Genomic DNA, 18,648 nt, shown 5'->3' with positions numbered 1-18,648 from the left:
AGATCAGGTTGGTTAATCGCACCACCATTCCCACAGCCCGTGTTGTTTTCTGTACCATTCGCATATTCAGAGACCTTGGCCATAGTGGTACTATGCGCCGCTCGGCTGGTAGCCGCTGCCGTCTTGATCCCCAAAATACGAGAACACCCATGGCTACGTGCAAGAATTCCATGCGCCGCGACGGCAGCATCAGCAAAAGCATCACACTTCCTGAGCATCATGTCGACTATATTGATGCTCTGGCCTTGAGAGACTTGGTGCCATTTACGGCGGCGCTCCGTCTAATTGTCGAAAGGGACTTCGTTACCCACGGCGGCAAGGTGGGAGCTCTCGTATGACCATCGGCAGAGGCGGTGTCAGCCACAATAGATTTGTAGTCTCCATTACGGATTCGCAGTTGAAGTTCGTCAACCGCCAAGCCGCAGTCACCGGGCTTGGCCGCGCTCATGTCGTGCGCAAGGCTCTGGCGCTGTTGCAGGACAAGGTCTCGGCAGACGCCAAGGCCGAGCGCGCGGCGGCAATCGAAAGCGATCGAGCCCGGAACGAAGGCGCGTGCTGACATGACCGACATGAAGAAGGAAAATTGGCCCCTCGTATCTTTCCGGCTGCACCCCGATACCTGCCACGCGGTTGCCCAAGCCATGAGGCGTCAGGGCATCAAGTCGCGTCCCGAGTGGCTGATTGCGGCCATCACAAGAGAACTTGCCGAGCAGGCCGCTCAATGACCCGCCCGAGAGACGATTTTCAGCGCATTGGAATCTTCATTCCAGCGGCGATGGATTGGCGGATCGACCGAGCATGCACCCGCGAAAATAGAGATCGTGGCGATCTTTTAAGAGCCGCCCTCGACCAGTACCTCACTCGATCGGAAGAGGGAGTCCATGCTGAACGATCCGTTTGAGACTACCCGGCGCACAGTTCTTCTGAAGCTCTTGCCCGGCGTCGTCGATAGGGTCGATGAAGCCGCACAAGCCGAAGGCAAGAGCCGTGTGGACTGGTTGCGCCGGGCCGTTCTGGAGAAATTGGCCCGCTCTGAAGCGCGGTCGCAAACCGAAAACACAGGACATCGACATGCTAGATTTGAACGACGAGCAGAGCGCCTACATGGCCCGATTCCCGGGCAGGGAACTCTCCGACCTCCCACCAGAGGTGCGACTCGAGGTGGCCAACTTGGCCAAGCCCACCGTCATCGACGGGCGCGTCGATGAACCCACGGCCGATGAACCCACGGCAGACGCGGAGCCGGCACCCACGCCGGCACAGATAGAGTACCTGAATGCAGTCGGCTTACCTCTCGCCGAACTCACGCCCGCGCAAAAGGATGACTATGATTTTTGGGGCCGACTCGGGGCAATCATCCGGAAAGACGCGCCGGCCGAAGTCGCCAAGCCGCTGCCTGAAGAACCCGACGCGCCGGTCGTTGTCGATGCACATTCCGTCCTAGACCCTGAACTCATCAAGGATTTGTCGCCTGTCAGGAAGGCAGGACTCGCCGACGCACTGGTGACGGTCAAGCGCGGGACGCGCATAGGTGACGGCCTCAGTCAGGCCACGTCGCTGGAGCGGGCCAAGTTCTACCTAGCACCATTTGTCAAGCGGAAGCGCTAAGCATGTGTATCCGCCTCATGCCGGTGCCAGATCGACGGAGACCACTGCCGATCGAATGCCCGGTATCGCCCCTTTCCCCGAAACGCCGGTCGAAGCCGAAAGGGTAAATAGAATCGTGCGTTGAGCGACACGGGCCGGCCTCGGGAAATGATTGGCCTGTGAAGTTCAATTTGCATGGCGGCGACTAGAGTTGTCCTTTCGCTAGTCGCCGCACCGAATCCTCGAAGCGTGGCTATCCGTTTCGAGAGCCCAGCCGGCTAACGTTCCGAAGAGGCAGACACCTTTCACTGCTTGGCTGGGCACCTAATCACCTAATCCTCGAAGCTTAGGCATAGACTTCGAGGTTAGCCGGCCACCTTGCCGTTCCCCTCCCGGCAAGGTGGCCGAGCCCTCAAACCATAAGCCTCCGGCGCGGTGCGCCTCACTCCCGACAGTACCTAATCGTCACGCGCTCTCGCAGCGCACGGGAGTCCCATGTCAGATTTCAATATCCAGATTGGCGTCGATAGCCGCAAGGCTCAAACAGGCGTCACGCAATTCACTCGCTCTGTCTCGGATTCCCTGAAGGCACTGCGCCAGTTCGACTCCGTGTCGAAGAGCGCCTTTGCGTCTCTCGACAAGCTCGGCAGATCGAATCTGGGTAGCCTCGCCAAGTCAGCCAGGGGCACCGCTGTCGCTCTCGACGCTCTCAGCAAGGTCAAGGTCTCAAAAGCGCTGGTCACCAATCTCCAGACCCTCCAGAAGGCCCTCGCCAACTTCCGTTTCAATGCAGCCGCCATAAAGGCCGTACCGATTGCCTTGGCGAACTTGAACCGTATCCGCATCGACGGCCGGCTCGTCACGTCACTCAATCAGATCAAGGCTGCTCTGGTAGGTTTCAAAGGCCCTCCGCTCGCTGCCGTTCGCAACCTAAACGCCCTTGTCGCCGGGCTTGCCGTAGCCAATCCCGCTCGCATCAATGCTGCCGCCGCCGCGCTATCGCGCCTCAATGGTCTAAGCCTTCGCGTCGGCCGTGGGAGCATGCCCGACTTCTCGAAGTCGACGAATTCACTTCGTGGTTTCACGTCGCAGATGTCATCCACCACGTCCGCCGCGAACCTCTTGCGGAGCGCCTTGGCAGGCATTGGTGCGGTTGCAGCAGCACGCGGCGTGTACCAGACGGGCAGCGCCTTCATCAGTTTGCAGAGAACTCTGGGCACGGTTGCATCGTCCTCCGACGAAGTTGGACAGCAGATGCGGTTTCTACAGAACCTCACTGCCCAGATGCCCATCTCGTTGGACGCCGTGGCTACCAGCTATGGCCAGTTCGCGACTGCCGCTCGTCTGTCCGGCGTCAGTGTCGCTGATACCCAAAAGATTTTCTCGTCGTTCTCGACTGCGTTCGCTGCCATGGGCACGAGCACGGAGCAGCAGAAGAACGCCTTCCTTGCGCTCACGCAAATGATGTCGAAGGGCACCATCCAAATGGAAGAATTGCGTGGCCAGTTGGCCGAGGCGATGCCTGGAGCGGCCCAGATTCTTGCCGACAGCCTTGGCGTGACCACGCTCAAACTCCAGAAAATGATGCAGGCCGGCGAAGTCGGGTCGGAAGCTCTGGTTAAGATGTCCGCGCGACTCCAGTCGCAGTTCGGGCCGGCTATGGCGTCCGCAATGAATTCTTCGCAGGCGTCCATCGTAGGGCTCCAGAATGCTTGGACGACTTTCCAGCGGACTCTGTTCGACAATGGCTTCAACGCTGGTCTGGGTGCGCTCGCAAAGCAGTTGGCCGCCGCATTGAACAGCGACCCGGTGAAGAAGTTCGCCGCCGATATAGGCACTTATCTAGGATCAGCCCTCCGCGTGATCGGCGCAACGGTCAAAATCCTCTCGGACAACACTGACACCATTGCCACCTTCATGAAGGCATTCGCAGGTTATGCTGCGATCACAGCCGCCGCCGCCGCCCTGCGATTGTTGGTCCTTCCAATTACGCTGATGGCCCCGCTGGTCACCGGCGCGACTGCGGCCTTTCGCGGTTTGAAAACAGCAATGATGATCTTCGCCGGTGGCGAGACTCTGGCAGCCGTGGGCGGCCTCGGCGCGGCGTTTGCGGTTCTGACTAGCGAGGTCATGCTGACGGTCGCCGCCCTTGGACTCTTCGCTGCCGCAATCGATTCGGCCTTCAACGACAGTAGAGCCACCAACGCATTGATCGATGGCGCTGGCGCGGTCTTCACGGCCCTGTCCGATAAGGTGGCCAGCTTCGGCGCTGGCCTTGCTGATGGCGTGTCCAAGGCCTTCGGCGCTGCCATGGCCGAGACCGATAAATACGCCAAGGCAATCCAAGACGCGGACCTCTTGAACCAAGACCTAATCAGCCGAAACGCCACTCGTGAGGCCAGCAATGCAGCCGCCAAGCTCTCTGCCCTCACAGATGCCCAGCAAGCCGTCTGGGATGAGGTCAACGCCGTTGGCAAGGCTAACGACGAGTACCAGAAACAGCTTGTCCTCCTAGACGCTATCGCTGCCAAGAAAGGCATCGATGCCGCGCCGTGGAAAAAGGCGCTTGCTGTCAAGACTCTTGATGACCGCAATCCGGCTGGAGCACTGGCACGTGACCACGGCGACGATCTCGCCAACCTTCGCGGCAAGACAGGTGAACAGAAGGCCCTCAACGATGCCCAGAGGGATTACAACGACCTCCTTAAGAAAGGTCAGGACATCGGCGCGGGCGGCTTAGCCGCGCTGACTGATTACTATCGCGGCATCGCCAAGATGAATGGCGAGATCGGCAACGGTATCGAGCGCTGGACCACCTCAGTCGGCGACTTCAACGACAGTATTCAGAATGCCGTCAAGGATGGCATCGGCGGCCTGTCGGATGAGATCACAAACTTCGTCACCGGAGCCGATGCCGACTTCGCCGGTCTTGCACGATCGATTCTAAAGACCTTTGTTCAGATCAGCCTCAACAGCCTCATGAAGGACCTCTTCACGGGTCTCGGCATGGATGGTCAGACCAACGGCGGCGGCATGGCAGACGCTGCACTGGCGAAGCTGGCGAACATCGGCAGCACCATCAGTACCGCTATGACCAACGTGTACACGACCGGCCTATCCATCAATGGTATGCCGGTCGATGGCGGCCTCGGCCCGATGTCACAGATCACGCGTGCACCGCTTGCGGATATCCCAGGTAGCACCGTTGCCCCACGAATGCCGCTTGGTACAGATCGCTTCCCAATCGAGCCGGGCAGAGCCTTGCCGGCAGGATGGGCAGCAACTGGCCCGATCGGCGCGAACACCACAGCCAAGGCCAATCGCATCGGCTACGTCGATCCTGAACGCTTCGCGCCGGGCATTACACCGAACAATGGTGATCTGGCACGTGCCGGCGAGTCCATGGGGGCTGGGTTCACCAAGGTCATTGCTTCCGGCAAGGGCTTCACCAGCTTCATGAATGCTGACGGCTCGACAGTGACCCGCCACGGCAGCTTCGCATGGCGCAACAACAATCCGGGCAACATTGAGGACGGACGGTTCACGCGCTCGCAGCCGGGTTATCTGGAAGGTGGTGGACGCTTCGCAGCCTTCGACACGCTAGAGAACGGGCGCGCTGCCCGTGAACGCCTTCTGTTCGAGTCTCCAGCTTATCGCGACCGGACGCTGGAGTCGGCGATCAACCGTTACGCTCCACCATTCGAGAACAACACCAAGGGATACACCAGCCAGCTTGCTGCTGCTGCCGGCGTAAGCAGCCAGACCCGTATGTCGGACATGACGGCGGAGCAACGTCGACTCCTGATGATGAAGCAAGAGGAGATTGAAGGCTTCCGGGTCGGCAAGACATTCCAGTCAAGCGCTATCGATCCCGCGACCACACAGGGCATTGATGCCTTGAACGTAAAACTCCAGACCGTAGGCACCACGGCAGCATCGACGGCTCCGGCGTTTGATACGATGCGCGCGGCTAACCAGAACCTCGCTACGGCATCGACCATGACAGGTGTGCAGGTGCAGCAGGCTGGCACCATGGCAGGAACAGCCTCGCCGCAGTTCACCACGGCAGGGCAGTCGATCGCTACCGCCGGCCAACAGGCGGCTACAGCCGGCACACAGGCGCAAGCCGGTGCATCCGGTGTCGGCGGCTTTGGACAGGGCATCAGCAGCCTGCTAGGCCCTCTGGCGTCCGCTATTCCGGGCCTTGGGCAGTTCGGTGGCATGATCATGCAGCTTCTCCAATCCATGATGGGCGGAGGGGGCATTGGCAGCATGCTCGGCGGCCTTTTCTCGGAAGGCGGCTATTCCACGTCGCCACTTTCACGGGCATCTCTGCCGGCCGGCATGTGGTCGAACGCGCCACACTACGCGGAAGGCACGGCCAACACCTCTGGCGGCATGCCTGCGGTGCTCCACCCTAACGAGGCCGTGATCCCGCTCACTCGTGGTCGGGAGATTCCGGTGGACCTTGGTGGCAACGACAACCGCTCGAACGATCGCAGCCGCGACAACCGGCCGGTGGTGAATAATTTTAACTTCCACGATGTGAAGGACGCGGACACTTTCCGCCGTTCGAAGAACCAGACCAAAGCCCAGATGCTCAGCGCTATGAAGCGCGCCGAGATGAGGGCTTGACCATGCTGCTACGTGCTGAATCTTGGCTGACCAGCGGTCCCGATCACAGTTGCCTTCGGCAGGCGCTTGCACCTGCGTTTTGGGTCAGTGAAGACGGTATGACGCCGCTTGGTGTGGATTGGGACCATGGTTTTTTCACTGTCCTAGTCTCGGCGCTCGAAGGCGATGCTTTCGTGGCGATTAACTCTTCCGAAAGCGTCGATGCCGAGATGGCCGGGCACCTGCTCCTCGAAGGCCAGACGGCCCGTTTCCGGGTTCTCGGCGGCTGTGTATGGGCGAAGGAATATCATCAGAACGGATAAGCTCCGTCTCGCACCGGAGCTAGTTTTGGGGCAGCAATCGTTAGACGGTTGCTGCCTCTTTTTATTTTACAGCAACGGCAAAAGCGGAGCCTTGCGGCAAAGTCTTGATCAATTTCGTTGTTTTTCAACGGCTCCGCTTTTGTGCCTCTTGGGCCTGTTTTTCAGAGCCTTTTTGTCTGTTGACGGTGTTGGTTTGCTTCGCTAACGGGCGTGATTATGAGCGACCTTTTCACCACTTCAACCGTGCCACGCGGCGTCAAGAAACACTCACCAGTGACGACGCCAATCCGCGCTTTCACCGGCGAGCGTTTCGTCGGCAAAACGGAATTGCGGCAACTGACATCGATATCGCCGCAGCACATCGACCGGCTGGAGAAGGCGGGGCTCTTCCCGCAGCGCGTTCGCCTCGGCCCCGGTCGTGTGGCGTGGGTATATTCCGAGGTCGGGGTATGGATGGATGATAAGATCGCCGGACGCGTCAGGGACTGGGTTGCCCTACGCCGCCATTGACGGCTCTGCCTTCGCCTGCACAATCCATTTCACGCTGTCTGCCCACAACTGGAGCGCCTCGCGCTTTTCTTTGTCATAGGCATAGGTGTTGTAGATTTTTGAGACCCCGGTCATCGACGCCGCCGAGTGGTTCAGAACATGCTCGATGACGTGCGGCGGAACCTGCCGCTTAGCGAGATTGGTCGCCAGCGTCCTGCGGAGGTCATGCAGCGTCCAGTTCTCCAGCGGCTTGCCGTCGATTTCGATCTTGTCATCTAGGCCCTTCTTACCCTTCGCATAGCCAGAGAAGTGGCTGTCCTTATTGCCTCTCGCCGGGAAGACGAACGGCGAGTCCTTTAGCTTCGGAATGCTTCGCAAGATATCCAGCGCCAACGTCGATAGTGGGATAATGGTAGCGTTTTCATTCTTGGTCCGGTCTCCGGGTATTTCCCAATTGCCAGCTTCAAGGTTGAGTTCAGACCACCGCATAGCAGCTACCTCGGTGCGCCGCTGGCCTGTCAGCATGAGCAGCCTGACAATCGATCCGAACGGATAGCCGACTTCATCAGGGGCAGGCTCACAGCCCTTCCATATGGCCGCTAGTTCGGGATCAGAAACGACTCTCTCACGCATCTTGATTGGCGCGGGGTTCTCCAGTCCCTCGCATGGCGAAATGGCGATGACATCTTCCTTTTTACACCAATTGAAAAGCGCCCGCATGTACCAGAACGCCGTGTTGGCGGCCTGCGGATGGCCCATGGCAACGATCCGCTTCAAGGCGCTCTTTATGTCCGCCTTGGTCACGTGATGGACAGAGCGCGTGCCATACTGGGAGACGAGGTATTCTTTCAGGCTCCGCTCGACCAGCTTCCACGAATCCCATTTCGGTATGCCGCTTTTGGCGAAAGCCTCTCCCTTGCACTCGGCTTCGATGAACTGCCCGACGAGAGCATCGACGCGATCGGACAGCTTTCGCTTCTCCTTCGTCTTCTCAGCTTGCGGATCGACGCGTTGGCAATCTTTCCTTTCGCGTCCTGTGCCTTGTCACGCGCGTCTGCCAACGACAGGTCCGGGTAGCGGGCGATGGTGTAACGGCGCGGCCTGCCTTCGAAGCGGAAGAGAAGGACGAATGTCTTGGTCCCTTTTGGGCTGACGCGGACGCCGAACCCCTTCACCTTTGAATCCCAGATATCGTATTCTTTCGCCCCCGGCTTCGCCGCTTTCAGCGCCAACTCAGTCAACACACTCATGACAGTCCCCTCAAAAAAGGTAGCAAATAGGTAGCAGAATCTATCGCGTTGCTATGTTCACGTATGAGAAGCTTAGAACATGCAACGCCTTGCAAATCAAGGCTTACAGCGGGAATGATGGTCGTGGATGAGGAGATATGAAGAGCGTAGTTACGATATTCGTAATGATGGGGTCAGGTGTTCGAGTCACCTAAGCGGCACCAAAATTCTCGATGAATTAAACGGGACCATTTCACAGATCAACTCGATGGAACGTCGCTATCACCCAGCGACGCCACGGTCTTCAGCGCGCCGTCGAGCATGTCGCCCTTTTCGTCCTTCAGCGCGGCTTCGCGCAGGCGCCGGGTCCAGTCTGCGGCGTCCGGGCGGCCCTTGACCAGGTCGAGCGCCGACAGCACGCGGTCGAATTTCGACTGTGCGCGGGCGTGGGTGTCGCTGTAGCCCTTGATCAGCCGGCGGCAGTTGAGGATCTCCGTGCCAAGCGCGTAGTCCTCGCCGACTTGGCCCAGCGCCAGCGCATACCAGCGCTCGAGATGCGCGGTCTCGATCTTGTGGCGCAGCAGCCGGCGGCGCCAGCGGCGCAGGCCGCCGATGAACCACAATGCGGCAAAGCCGGCAAAACTGTCGGTGCGGATATGGCGGCCGCGGTTGATGCGGCGGTCGAGGAAGGCGGCGAGCTTCGGCCGCGCCTCGATGTAGCTGCCGAGCCCGGCCGGCAGCGTGCCGCAGAATTCCTCGATGCGCGGATGGAAATATTCGGTCACCTGCAGGACTGAGCCTTGCTTGACACCAACCTCACGGCGTACGCGCTGGTCGCGCGTCGAGCGTGTCTTCAGATCGGCGACGCGGATCATGTCGTCGTAGCACATCGCGTTGGCCAGATGCTTGGCGGCGGCGATCGACAGCGCGTAGGCGTGTTCGGCATTGTCCAGGACGACCGCCCGGTCCAGCCGGTCGAGATACTCGCCGCCATAGGCGATGTCCTGATAGTCGACGACTTTTTTCAGGCCGCGAAGCGCCATGTCGTGCACAGGTGCCGGCAACGCGGCGACGCGCGCCGCCAGTTGTTGCCAGCCCTTCAACAGGCTTTCCGGGCCGCTGACTTTTGTCCCCGCGCCCGAGCCGGTTTCAGCGGCCGCCGGCTGTGCAGTCTTGTCGCCCGAAGGCGCACTCGCGATGCCGCGCGCCCGATCGTAGGCGGCGCCGAAGGCGGCGAGGCTGGCCTTGACACCACGGCCGCCGGCACTGACCGCCTGCTCATAGCTTTCGCGACTGAACGGCAAGGCGTCGGAGCCGGCCAGCGCGCCGAGCAGGCTGGCCGAGATCATCGAGCCATTGTCGGCGGCGATCTTCTCCATGTCGAAGGCAATGAAGCGCTTGGCCGCGGCTTCCGCCGTGGCATGCACCTTCGAGGACGAAGCGAGGCCATCGCCGGGCTCGATCTTCTCCGAGACCGCGGCGATGCGGTGCGACGAGGCGATCAGCGTGGTGCGCTCGGGCGTGACGAAGCCGCGGATGATGGCGCGGCCGGCCTCCATCAGTTCGGCGGCAATCAGGATGTCGACGTCGCCCTGCGACGGCGACAGCGCGAAGACCGGCAGGCGGCCGGTGTCGCGGCACATTTCGACATAATAGATGGTGGCGCCGGTGCGCTGGGCGACGCCGGCGACCGAGGTCGATTGCGCGACGTAGCCGTTGCGCTCGGCGACGTCGGTGATCCAGTCGGCCAGCACGCCACCGCCCTGGCCACCGACCGCCAGCACGGCAAGCTTGATGACGCGCTCGTCTTCGGGGGCGCCGGCTTTCGAGCGCGATGAGGGCACGGCGTCAAGCATCGGCGAATATCAGGCGCCGGCTTTCACGGCGCCGCTGCAAGAGACCGATCATGGCGCGGCGAGCGGCTTCAAGGAAACGGTCCCAGCGGCTCGGATTGTGCACGACATCGGCGCGGTAGAAGGATGGGCAGAGCACCGCCGCATCGGCGACCTCGCCGCAATTGCCGCAACCGACGCAGCTTTGGTCGATATGCGCCACCGGATCGTCGCGCAGGGGGTCGTCCAGCGACTTCACCGACAGCGACGGGCAGCCGGAAAGCCGCATGCAGGCATGGTCGCCGGTGCAGATATCTTCGTCGACGCCGAATTTCGGCTTGACTATGCGCGTCCCGCCCTTGATCGCCTTGTCGACCAGCGGCTTTTCGCGGCGCTGCCGGTTGAGCATGCATTCGGACGAGGCGACAATGACTTTCGGGCCCTTTTCGTCCGTCGTCAGCGCCTCGCGCAGCGTGTCTTGCATCTTGGTTACGTCGTAGGTGCGGTCGATGTGGCGCAGCCATTTGACGCCCATGCCCTTCACCGCCTCGGTGATCGGGTGCTTGGTCGACTTGGTCTTGTTGCCGGCGCGGGACGACAGGATGTCCTGGCCGCCGGTGGCGGCCGAATAGAAATTGTCGACGATGACGATGACGCCGTCGTTCTTGTTGAACACCGCGTTGCCGATCGACGAGGTCAGACCGTTGTGCCAGAAGCCGCCGTCGCCGACGAAGGAGATCGAGCGGCGCTTGGCATCGGGCGAATTGAACGCCGAAGCCGAGGCCGGCCCCAGCCCGTAGCCCATGGTAGTGGCACCTAGCTCGAAAGGCGGCATGATCGAGAACAGATGGCAGCCAATGTCGGAGGCGATGTGGTGCTTGCCCAGCTCCTGCTCGACCAGCTTGGTGGCGGCGAAGATCGGCCGCTCCGGGCAGCCGACGCAGAAGCCGGGCGGCCGGCCCGGGACGACGTTGATCAGGTCGGCGGTGTCGAGCCCGTCGCCGATCTTGTTCGGCGCGCGGACCTCGCTTGGCAGCAGATGCGGGATGGTGGCGCGCAGGAACGATCCGATGCCGTCGAGCATCACCTGGCCGGTATATTCGCCGGCCATAGGCAGATGTTCCTTGCCGACGAGCCTGGTGCCGCGGCCGGCCTTGTGCAGCATCGCGGCAAAGGCCTGTTCGATGTAGTTGGGCTGGCCTTCCTCGACGACGAGGACGGCGTCCTTGCCTTCGCAGAAAGACAGGAACTCGTCGTCGACTAAGGGATAGACGGCGTTGAGCACATAGAGCGGCACGTCGGTGTCGCCATAAGTGTCGGCGAGGCCAAGCCGCTGCAGCGCCCGGATGACCGAATTGTACATGCCGCCCTGCATGACGATGCCGACCGAGCCGTGCTCCGGGCCGAAAAACTCGTTGATCTTGTTGGTGCGGATGAAATCCACCGCCGCCGGCCAGCGTTTCTGCACCTTTTCCTTCTCGTGCAGGAAGGACGCGGGCGGCAGCACGATGCGGCCGGTGTCGCGGCGCGGCGCCTCGAGCGCATCGGCCACAGTCATTGCCGGGCGCTTGTTGTCCTTGGCGATGAAATGGCCGTGGACATGGCAGCAGCGAATACGGACCTGCAGCATGACCGGCGTGTTGGAAACCTCGGACAGCTCGAAGCCGTCCTGCACCGCCTTGACGATCGACGGCAGGTTCGGTCGCGGGTCGAGCAGCCAGACCTGGCTCTTCATGGCAAAGGCGTGGCTGCGCTCCTGCATGATCGAGGAGCCTTCGCCGTAATCCTCGCCGACGATGATCAATGCACCGCCGGTGACGCCGCCGGAAGCGAGATTGGCGAGCGCGTCGGAGGCGACATTGGTGCCGACCGTCGACTTGAAGGTCGCCGCGCCGCGGATAGGATAATGCACCGATGCGGCAAGCATGGCGGTGGCCGTGGCTTCCGAGGCGCTCGCCTCGAAATGCACGCCGAGCTCGCCCAGGATATCCTGCGCGTCGGCCAGCACGTCCATCAAATGGCTGATCGGCGCGCCCTGATAGCCGCCGACATAGCCGACGCCGCATTGCAGCAGCGCCTTGGTGATGGCGAGAATGCCTTCGCCGGAAAACTCCTCGCCGGCGCCGAGCCTGAGCTTTTCGACTTCCTTGGCAAAAGACCGTTCGGCCATTTTGGGCTCCTTCCGTTACCGCCCCGATGGCGGCGCGTAAGATCAGATGTCGTGCTTGCGAATGTTCTTCAGCATCTTCTGCAATGTCGCGATCAGCGCCGCGTATTCGGCATCGTCGACATCGTCGAACATTGCCTCGAAAGCGTCGTGCATGGCCGGCCAGGCGCGCGCGAACTCGGCGCGGCCATCGTCGGTCAGGAATACATGGCGGATACGGCTGTCGGTGACCCCCTGCTCGCGCCGCACAAACCCTTGCCCCTCCAGCGTGTCGAGCGTCCGGCTCAAGGTCGACTGCTCGATGACGGTATAGACCGAGAGATCGTTGACGGTGACGCCATCGGTGACCGACAACACCGCCAGCGTGCGCACCTGCGGAATGGTCAGGCCCTGCTTGCGGAAATTGTCGCGCAAGGTGGCGTTGTAGCGGCCCATGATGCGGTTCATCAGATAGGGCGCGAATTGCTGCAGGCCGATCTGGCCCAAAGTCGAGATGCGCTGGCGCTTTTCAACCTTCTGTTCCATCACAGCCTCCCCGCCAGGAGAAAGCCGGAGCCGCCGCCCAAGCCAGCACCCGGATGGGTCGAGGCACCGATGTGGTAGAGACCCCTGACCTCGGTGGCGTGATTGCGGCTCGTCTTGAACGGCCGCCACAGAAACGACTGGTCGATAGCCGAGGAACCGCCATAGGGGTCGCCGCCGACCAGATTGATGTTCATAGCTTCCAGGTCGGTCGGCGAACAGGCGCGGCGTGCGATGACGCTGTCCTTGAACCCATCGATATGGCTGGCGAGGATCGCTTCGGCACGGTCGGCATAGGCTTCGCGCAGCGCCTCGGTCCAGCGACCGTCTGCCGGTGTTTGCAGTTTGCCGGCGGCATCGCCCTTGATATGCCGTGGCGCCTCGGGCAGTTGCAGCCACAGGACCGCCTTGCCGGCCGGGCAGCGCGATGGGTCGAGCGCGTGCGGCTGGCCGACGCACATGGTCGGCACCTCCGGCAGCATGCCGCGCACGGCTTCGTTGCAGGCCTTCGAGACGCCGTCGAGCCCCGGCGTCAGATGCAGCAGCGCGACCTTGTCCAGGCCCTCGCCGCGCCATGCCGGCGGCTTGTCCAAGGCATAGTGGATCTGGAAATTGCCCTTGCCGTAGCGGTATTTTTGCGCTGCCTCGACGTCGGCTTTCGGCGCCGCGTCGCCGAGCAGCCGCTGGTAGAGCTGGGTCGGCGTGACCGAGCAGATGACGCTCTTGTTCACGTTGATCGTTTCGCCCGAAGCCAGCCGCACGCCGGCGGCGCGGCCTCCGCTTTGGACAATAGCCGCGACGTCGGCGCCGGTGCGGATTTCGCCGCCGCGTTCCCTGATCAAGGCTTCGAAGGCGGCCAGCAGATTCCTGGCACCGCCCTTGACGATCGGCGCGCCGGCCGCCTCAAGCGCGAAGGCGATGACCTTGGCGATCTGGCCGGAGAACGCGTCCTCAGGCCCGAGGCCGGCATGCAGCACCCAGGGTGCCCACAGCGCGCGCATGGTTTCCGACTGGTAGGTGCTTTCCAGCCAACCGCGCGCTGGCACCAGCGCGCTGCCGAGAAAGGCGGCAAGGCCACGCGGGCCGCACCGCCAGGCTTCACCCGCCAGCAGCCTGGCCGTCGGGTAGGACCACAGGCTGCCACCGAGCAGTCCGAACAGCAGACCGGCGTTGCGCTCGATCTCGCCGACATCGTTTGCGTGCCGGTCGCCGTCGCCCGCGGCAAGCGCATTGATCGCCGCTACATTGGCGATACGATCGGTGCGCAGGACGGCATGGCTGCCGTCCGGGCGCAGCACACCGGTCGGCGTGGAGGTGTTGCAAAACTCCAGGCCGTGCCGCGCCAGATCCTTGCCCAGCGCCGCATACGCCGGCGAGGTGATGAACAGGACAAAGGTCGTCGCCATCACGTCGTGGATGAAGCCGGGCGCGGTGATTTCTTCGGTTCGCATGCAGCCGCCGATGCGGTCGTTGCGCTCGAGCACCAGCACCTTCGCCCCCTTGCCGCCAAGCATCGCCGAGCAGACCAGCGCGTTGATGCCGCTGCCGACGACGATGTGATCGGGAGCGCTCATCGATGCGTGCTCCTAGCCGGCAGGAGTTCAATTGCAGAGATTGGCGCTCTACGGCGCCGTAGAGCCGCAGCTTTGCAAGGCTGCCGCTCCCACTCCGTCACCACAGTGCCATTTCCGCACATGATCTTCTCCCGAAGACCGCAGCTACCCTATTGCCTTGGCACCAACGCCAACGCGCGGATCGGACTGCCGGTGCCGTGCTCGATCTTGAGCGGTGCAGCGATCAGTATCGCGCCTTTCGGCGGCAGCCGGTCGAGGTTGCAGAGGCTGGCGAGGCCGTAGCGGTTGGCCTTGTGCATCAGGCTGTGCGCCGGAAACGGCGGCTCCATTCCCCCTGCTTTTCCAGCATCCGTGCCGATCGTCTCGCTGCCCCAGCCCTTGATGTCCTTGCTAATCAGATACTGGATGGCTTCGGCGGTCGGGCCAGGCGTGTGCGGTCCGGTCTCATTGGCGTTGAGGAACTCGGCTTCCGAGCCGTTGCGCTTATACCAGTCGGTGCGCATCACCACCCACTCGCCGGGATTGATAGCGCCATGTTCGGCTTCCCATGCCTTGATGTGATCGACGGTGAGCAGGAAATCGTGATCGGCTGCCGCTTGCTTCGAACAGTCGATGACGTTGACCGGGCCGACGAAGTTCTGCGCCGGAATGGTGTCGGTGGCGCCGTCCGGATAATCCTTGCCGGTGATCCAGTGGTTGGGTGCGTCGAAATGGGTGCCCGAATGCTCGCCGAGCTTGAGCCAGTTCCACGCCCACCACGGGCCATTCTTGTCATAGGCGGAGATGGCGTGGATCTCGATCTTCGGCGTGTCGACCGCCAGTTCCGGCGGCAGCTTGATCAGTGGCGTGTTGGGCCCGAGCGGCGCCGTCAGGTCGACCACCTGGATGGCGCCTGAAAGCAGCTGGCCGGCGACTTCGCCTAGAAGTTGTTGTGTGTCCATGGTCTCTGTTCCCTCTTGCTCGATGGTGCTGAAGGCTCTCGCGGCCCTTAATATCCTACTAGACGAAAACATATGCATCTGCAATTATCTTTAAGCATAAAGCAAATGGGACGGGGCGTGAGCGAGTTCGACGCCATATTTGTCGGGGCAGGCCACAACAGTCTGGCATGCGCCGCGCATCTGGCGCTCAAAGGCTGGAAAACGGCAGTTTTCGAGCGTAATGCAACGATCGGCGGCGCCGTCCAGACGCGCGAATTGACGCTTCCGGGCTTCCGGCACGATTTCGGCGCGATGAATCTCAGCCTGTTCGCCGGCTCGGCCTTTCACAAGAAATATGCAAATGAATTGAAAACCCACGGGCTGGAATTCGTGCCGGTGGCCGACTGTTTTGCCAGCGCCTTCCCCGACGGTCGCTGGTTCGGCGTCAGCAGCGACCTGGAAAAGACCGCCTCGCGCATGGCCGCTTTTTCCGACGCGGACGCACAGACATGGCGCCGTCTGGTTGCGGCATTCCCGGCGGAGGCCGAGCATCTGTTCCGGCTGCTGGGCTCGCCGATGAGCGGCCGTGCGCTCGCCGGCACCGCCTGGAACCTCTGGCGCAAGAAGGGTTTTGCGGGCGCGCTCGATACTGGTCGGTTGCTGCTTTCGTCACCCCGCGCCTGGCTCGAGGAGACTTTCCAGTCACCGCATGTCAGGGCGACGCTCGCCACCTGGGGCATGCATCTCGACTTCGCCCCCGATATCGCCGGCGGCGCGGTGTTCCCTTACCTCGAATCCATGGCCAACCAGCGCTTCGGCATGGTGCTCGGCAGAGGCGGCGCCGACACCATTATCCGCGCTCTGTCGGGCATGCTCACGGCCGCCGACGGCAAGATCGTCACCGGGGCTGATGTCGCCGAGATCACGGTTTCGGCCGGCAAAGCGACCGGCGTGCGGCTCGCTTCCGGCGAGACCCACACAGCCACCAAGGCCGTCATCGCCGGTGTCGCGCCCAAGGCGCTGACCGGGAAACTGTTGCCTAACGGATCGGGCGACACCGGCTTCGACACGGCCGTGAAAAAATTCCGCCACGCGCCGGGGACGTTGATGATCCATCTGGCGCTCGACGATCTGCCGGACTGGCGCGCCGGCGCCGAGCTTCGGCAGTTCGCCTATGTGCACCTTTCGCCGTCGCTCGACGCCATGTCGCTGACCTACCAGCAGGTGATGGCAGGCATGCTGCCGGATGAACCGGTGCTGGTCGTCGGCCAGCCGACGGCCGTCGATCCCTCGCGCGCGCCGGACGGCAAGCACGTACTTTGGGTGCAGGTGCGCATGCTGCCAGCCGAGATTGCAGGCGATGCAGCGGGCACGATCGCGGCGGCTCACTGGGACGAGGCTAGGGAGCACTACGCCGAGCGCGTCCTCGACATTATCGAGCGCTATGCGCCCGGCCTTCGTCGGAAGATCCTCGGCCGCGCCGTGTTCTCGCCCATCGACCTCGAACGCGAGAACCCGAACCTTGTCGGCGGCGACCAGATCTGCGGCAGCCATCATCTGGCGCAGAATTTCCTGTTCCGGCCGGCGCGCGGTTACGCCGGCTGGAACACGCCGGTCGGCAATCTGCACCTGACCGGGGCGGCAACATGGCCCGGCGCCGGCACCGGGGCGGCGTCGGGCTACATGCTCGCGCAACAACTTGGCGGGAGGTAGGCTCCATTTTTCATCTAGGGTGAAGGAGGACAAGGCGCGGTTGCCCAAGGAGCCTGAACCCACCGATTGACAACGACACCGCGCATAAAAGCAACAGGGGAATGACCATGACAATCAACAGACGAGAATTGCTCGGATATGGCGCGGCCGCACTTGGCGCCACGGCGCTCGGCCTGCCGCAAATCGCCAAGGCTGCCGGCGAACTGACCATCGCCTACAATGTCAATTTGCCGTCCTGGGACCCGACCACCGGGCCTTCGGCGGTCAACCCGACCATCCAGGGTCTCTACCAGTCGGTGTTCGACCAGTTCATCCCGCAGAAGCCGGATCTTTCTTTCGCGCCCGGCCTGCTCACCGAATGGGGCTGGAACGAGGATCGCAGCAAGATCATGATGACGGTGCGCGAGGGCGTCACCTGGCATGACGGCTCGCCATTCACGGCCGAAGACGTGGTCTGGTCGCTGCAGCGGGCGGGCGATGAAAAGACCGGCAACCCGATCCAGTTCGTCTGGAAGAACGTCAACAACTTCAAGATCGACGGCAACAAGATCACCGGCGACGTCGTGCAATTCGACCCGGTGTATTTCAAGTGGATGTCGTTCCTGACCGGCTACATCATGCCGAAGGCCTATTACGAAAAGGTCGGCGCCGAGGGTTTTGAGAAAGCCCCGATCGGCACCGGGCCCTATATGGTCGACAAATTCGAGCGCAACGCCTTCCTGCGGCTCAAGGCCAACCCGAACTACTGGGGCGGCAAGCCGGCCTTCGAAAACGTAACCATCAAGTTCGTCACCGATGCGGCGAGCCGCGTCGCCGAGATCGAGTCCGGTTCCTCGCAGGTGACGCTGGAAATCCCCTATGAGGAATATGACCGCCTGATCGCCAAGGATGGACTTGCCGGCTCATGCAAGAACGTCTCCGACATCGGCATGATCTTCTTCAACGACATCGACGTGATGCTGGACAAGAACGTGCGCCAGGCGGCGGTGATGGCGGTCGACAAAAAGCTTTTGGTCGACCGGCTGCTGCGCGGTTACGGCCAGCCCATCGATACGCTGGAGACGCCGGAATACGAGGCCTACGATGCGTCGATCAAGGTGGAGCACAATCCGGACAAGGCCAAGGAACTGCTGGCCGCCTCCGGCTATTCGCCGGAAAAGCCGGTCAAGTTCACGATACAGACGACCAAGGGCTTCAAGCCCAAGGACTACGAGATGATCCAGGCGATCGTCGGCATGTGGCGCAAGGTCGGCATCGAGGCAACGATCGAGGTCTACGAGATCGCCAAGCACTACGAGCTGCGCGCCGCCGACAAGCTGGCGCCGGCGGCCTTCTACAATTGGGGCAATGCCATCGGCGATCCCACCACGTCGACCGGCTTTGCCATGTATGGCCCAAGCCCGCATTCGGTATGGGACAGCCAGGACCTGATCGACATGATCAATCCACTATGGGGCGAGAAGGACGAGGCCAAGCGCATTGCCGGCTGGAAGGCCGTCGACAAATACATCGCCGAACAGGCCTATGTGCTGCCGCTGATCCAGTATGCGCAGCCGATCGTGCATGCCAAGGGCGTCAATGTGGTGCAGCATGTGTCGGGCGCACTTCTGCCGGCGCTGATGAGCCCGGCCTGAGACAGTCTTCGGCTTGCCGCGCGCCGTCCGGAATGACGGCGCGC

16 protein-coding genes are annotated in these 18,648 nt (G+C 62.1%); 9 read left to right on the top strand and 7 right to left on the bottom strand.

All coding sequences use genetic code 11. The annotated features are described in order from the left end of the window. Positions 1 to 334: 334 nt before the first annotated feature. The 7 genes from NKI29_RS06005 to NKI29_RS05975 all read left to right on the top strand — a co-directional run bounded on the left by NKI29_RS06005 (position 335) and on the right by NKI29_RS05975 (position 7,034). Positions 335 to 559: a hypothetical protein gene (locus NKI29_RS06005; RefSeq protein ID WP_352795676.1), complete on the top strand. Its 225-nt coding sequence runs from the start codon at positions 335 to 337 to the stop codon at positions 557 to 559. A 1-nt stretch (position 560) separates the two neighbouring features. Continuing rightward, positions 561 to 725, top strand: a complete 165-nt coding sequence (locus tag NKI29_RS06000; RefSeq protein WP_352795674.1) for a hypothetical protein — start codon at positions 561 to 563, stop codon at positions 723 to 725. After that, complete coding sequence (locus NKI29_RS05995) at positions 722 to 901, top strand: ribbon-helix-helix protein, CopG family (protein WP_352795672.1); 180 nt, start codon at positions 722 to 724, stop codon at positions 899 to 901. The genes NKI29_RS06000 and NKI29_RS05995 overlap by 4 nt, the downstream gene beginning before the upstream one ends. A gap of 56 nt (positions 902 to 957) precedes the next feature. Continuing rightward, positions 958 to 1,608, top strand: a complete 651-nt coding sequence (locus NKI29_RS05990; RefSeq protein ID WP_352795671.1) for a hypothetical protein — start codon at positions 958 to 960, stop codon at positions 1,606 to 1,608. 474 nt (positions 1,609 to 2,082) lie between these two features. Then, positions 2,083 to 6,222 (top strand): tape measure protein, encoded by a 4,140-nt coding sequence (locus NKI29_RS05985; RefSeq protein WP_352795670.1) that lies wholly within the window; start codon positions 2,083 to 2,085, stop codon positions 6,220 to 6,222. Then, complete coding sequence (locus NKI29_RS05980; RefSeq protein ID WP_352795669.1) at positions 6,219 to 6,524, top strand: hypothetical protein; 306 nt, start codon at positions 6,219 to 6,221, stop codon at positions 6,522 to 6,524. Before NKI29_RS05985 ends, NKI29_RS05980 begins: the two co-directional genes overlap by 4 nt. 216 nt (positions 6,525 to 6,740) lie before the next feature. Next, a complete protein-coding gene (locus NKI29_RS05975; protein WP_352795667.1) occupies positions 6,741 to 7,034 on the top strand; it encodes a helix-turn-helix transcriptional regulator in 294 nt (97 codons plus the stop codon). Here NKI29_RS05975 and NKI29_RS05970 read toward each other — a convergent pair. The 7 genes from NKI29_RS05970 to NKI29_RS05940 all read right to left on the bottom strand — a co-directional run bounded on the left by NKI29_RS05970 (position 7,020) and on the right by NKI29_RS05940 (position 15,278). Next, positions 7,020 to 7,790, bottom strand: coding sequence for a site-specific integrase (locus NKI29_RS05970; RefSeq protein ID WP_352795665.1), 771 nt, complete (start codon positions 7,788 to 7,790; stop codon positions 7,020 to 7,022). The genes NKI29_RS05975 and NKI29_RS05970 overlap by 15 nt on opposite strands. A 71-nt stretch (positions 7,791 to 7,861) precedes the next feature. Then, positions 7,862 to 8,263: an Arm DNA-binding domain-containing protein gene (locus tag NKI29_RS05965; protein WP_352795663.1), complete on the bottom strand. Its 402-nt coding sequence runs from the start codon at positions 8,261 to 8,263 to the stop codon at positions 7,862 to 7,864. 239 nt (positions 8,264 to 8,502) lie between these two features. Next, complete coding sequence (locus tag NKI29_RS05960; RefSeq protein ID WP_352795661.1) at positions 8,503 to 10,098, bottom strand: indolepyruvate oxidoreductase subunit beta family protein; 1,596 nt, start codon at positions 10,096 to 10,098, stop codon at positions 8,503 to 8,505. After that, on the bottom strand, positions 10,091 to 12,244 hold the full coding sequence (locus NKI29_RS05955; protein WP_352795659.1) for a thiamine pyrophosphate-dependent enzyme: 2,154 nt from the start codon (positions 12,242 to 12,244) through the stop codon (positions 10,091 to 10,093). Before NKI29_RS05955 ends, NKI29_RS05960 begins: the two co-directional genes overlap by 8 nt. A 42-nt stretch (positions 12,245 to 12,286) precedes the next feature. Next, the gene (locus NKI29_RS05950; protein ID WP_352455076.1) at positions 12,287 to 12,766 is read right to left on the bottom strand and encodes a MarR family winged helix-turn-helix transcriptional regulator; all 480 of its coding nucleotides are present in this window, start codon (positions 12,764 to 12,766) and stop codon (positions 12,287 to 12,289) included. Further along, positions 12,766 to 14,337 carry a phytoene desaturase family protein gene (locus tag NKI29_RS05945; RefSeq protein ID WP_352570279.1) on the bottom strand — a complete coding sequence of 524 codons (1,572 nt, stop codon included), beginning with the start codon at positions 14,335 to 14,337 and terminating at the stop codon, positions 12,766 to 12,768. The genes NKI29_RS05950 and NKI29_RS05945 overlap by 1 nt, the downstream gene beginning before the upstream one ends. A gap of 149 nt (positions 14,338 to 14,486) precedes the next feature. After that, positions 14,487 to 15,278 (bottom strand): cyclase family protein, encoded by a 792-nt coding sequence (locus tag NKI29_RS05940; RefSeq protein ID WP_023676844.1) that lies wholly within the window; start codon positions 15,276 to 15,278, stop codon positions 14,487 to 14,489. A 117-nt stretch (positions 15,279 to 15,395) separates the two neighbouring features. On the opposite strand from NKI29_RS05940, the gene NKI29_RS05935 reads away from it, so the two are divergent. Together NKI29_RS05935 and NKI29_RS05930 are read left to right on the top strand one after the other, a co-directional pair. Further along, positions 15,396 to 16,970, top strand: a complete 1,575-nt coding sequence (locus tag NKI29_RS05935; protein WP_023676843.1) for a phytoene desaturase family protein — start codon at positions 15,396 to 15,398, stop codon at positions 16,968 to 16,970. Positions 16,971 to 17,077: 107 nt separating this feature from the next. Next, complete coding sequence (locus tag NKI29_RS05930) at positions 17,078 to 18,604, top strand: ABC transporter substrate-binding protein (RefSeq protein WP_023676842.1); 1,527 nt, start codon at positions 17,078 to 17,080, stop codon at positions 18,602 to 18,604. Positions 18,605 to 18,648 lie beyond the last annotated feature (44 nt).

This window comes from Mesorhizobium sp. M0678 (genome assembly GCF_040320505.1).
Taxonomy (GTDB): Bacteria; Pseudomonadota; Alphaproteobacteria; order Rhizobiales; family Rhizobiaceae; genus Mesorhizobium.
This window is presented reverse-complemented; position numbering and strand designations above follow the sequence as displayed.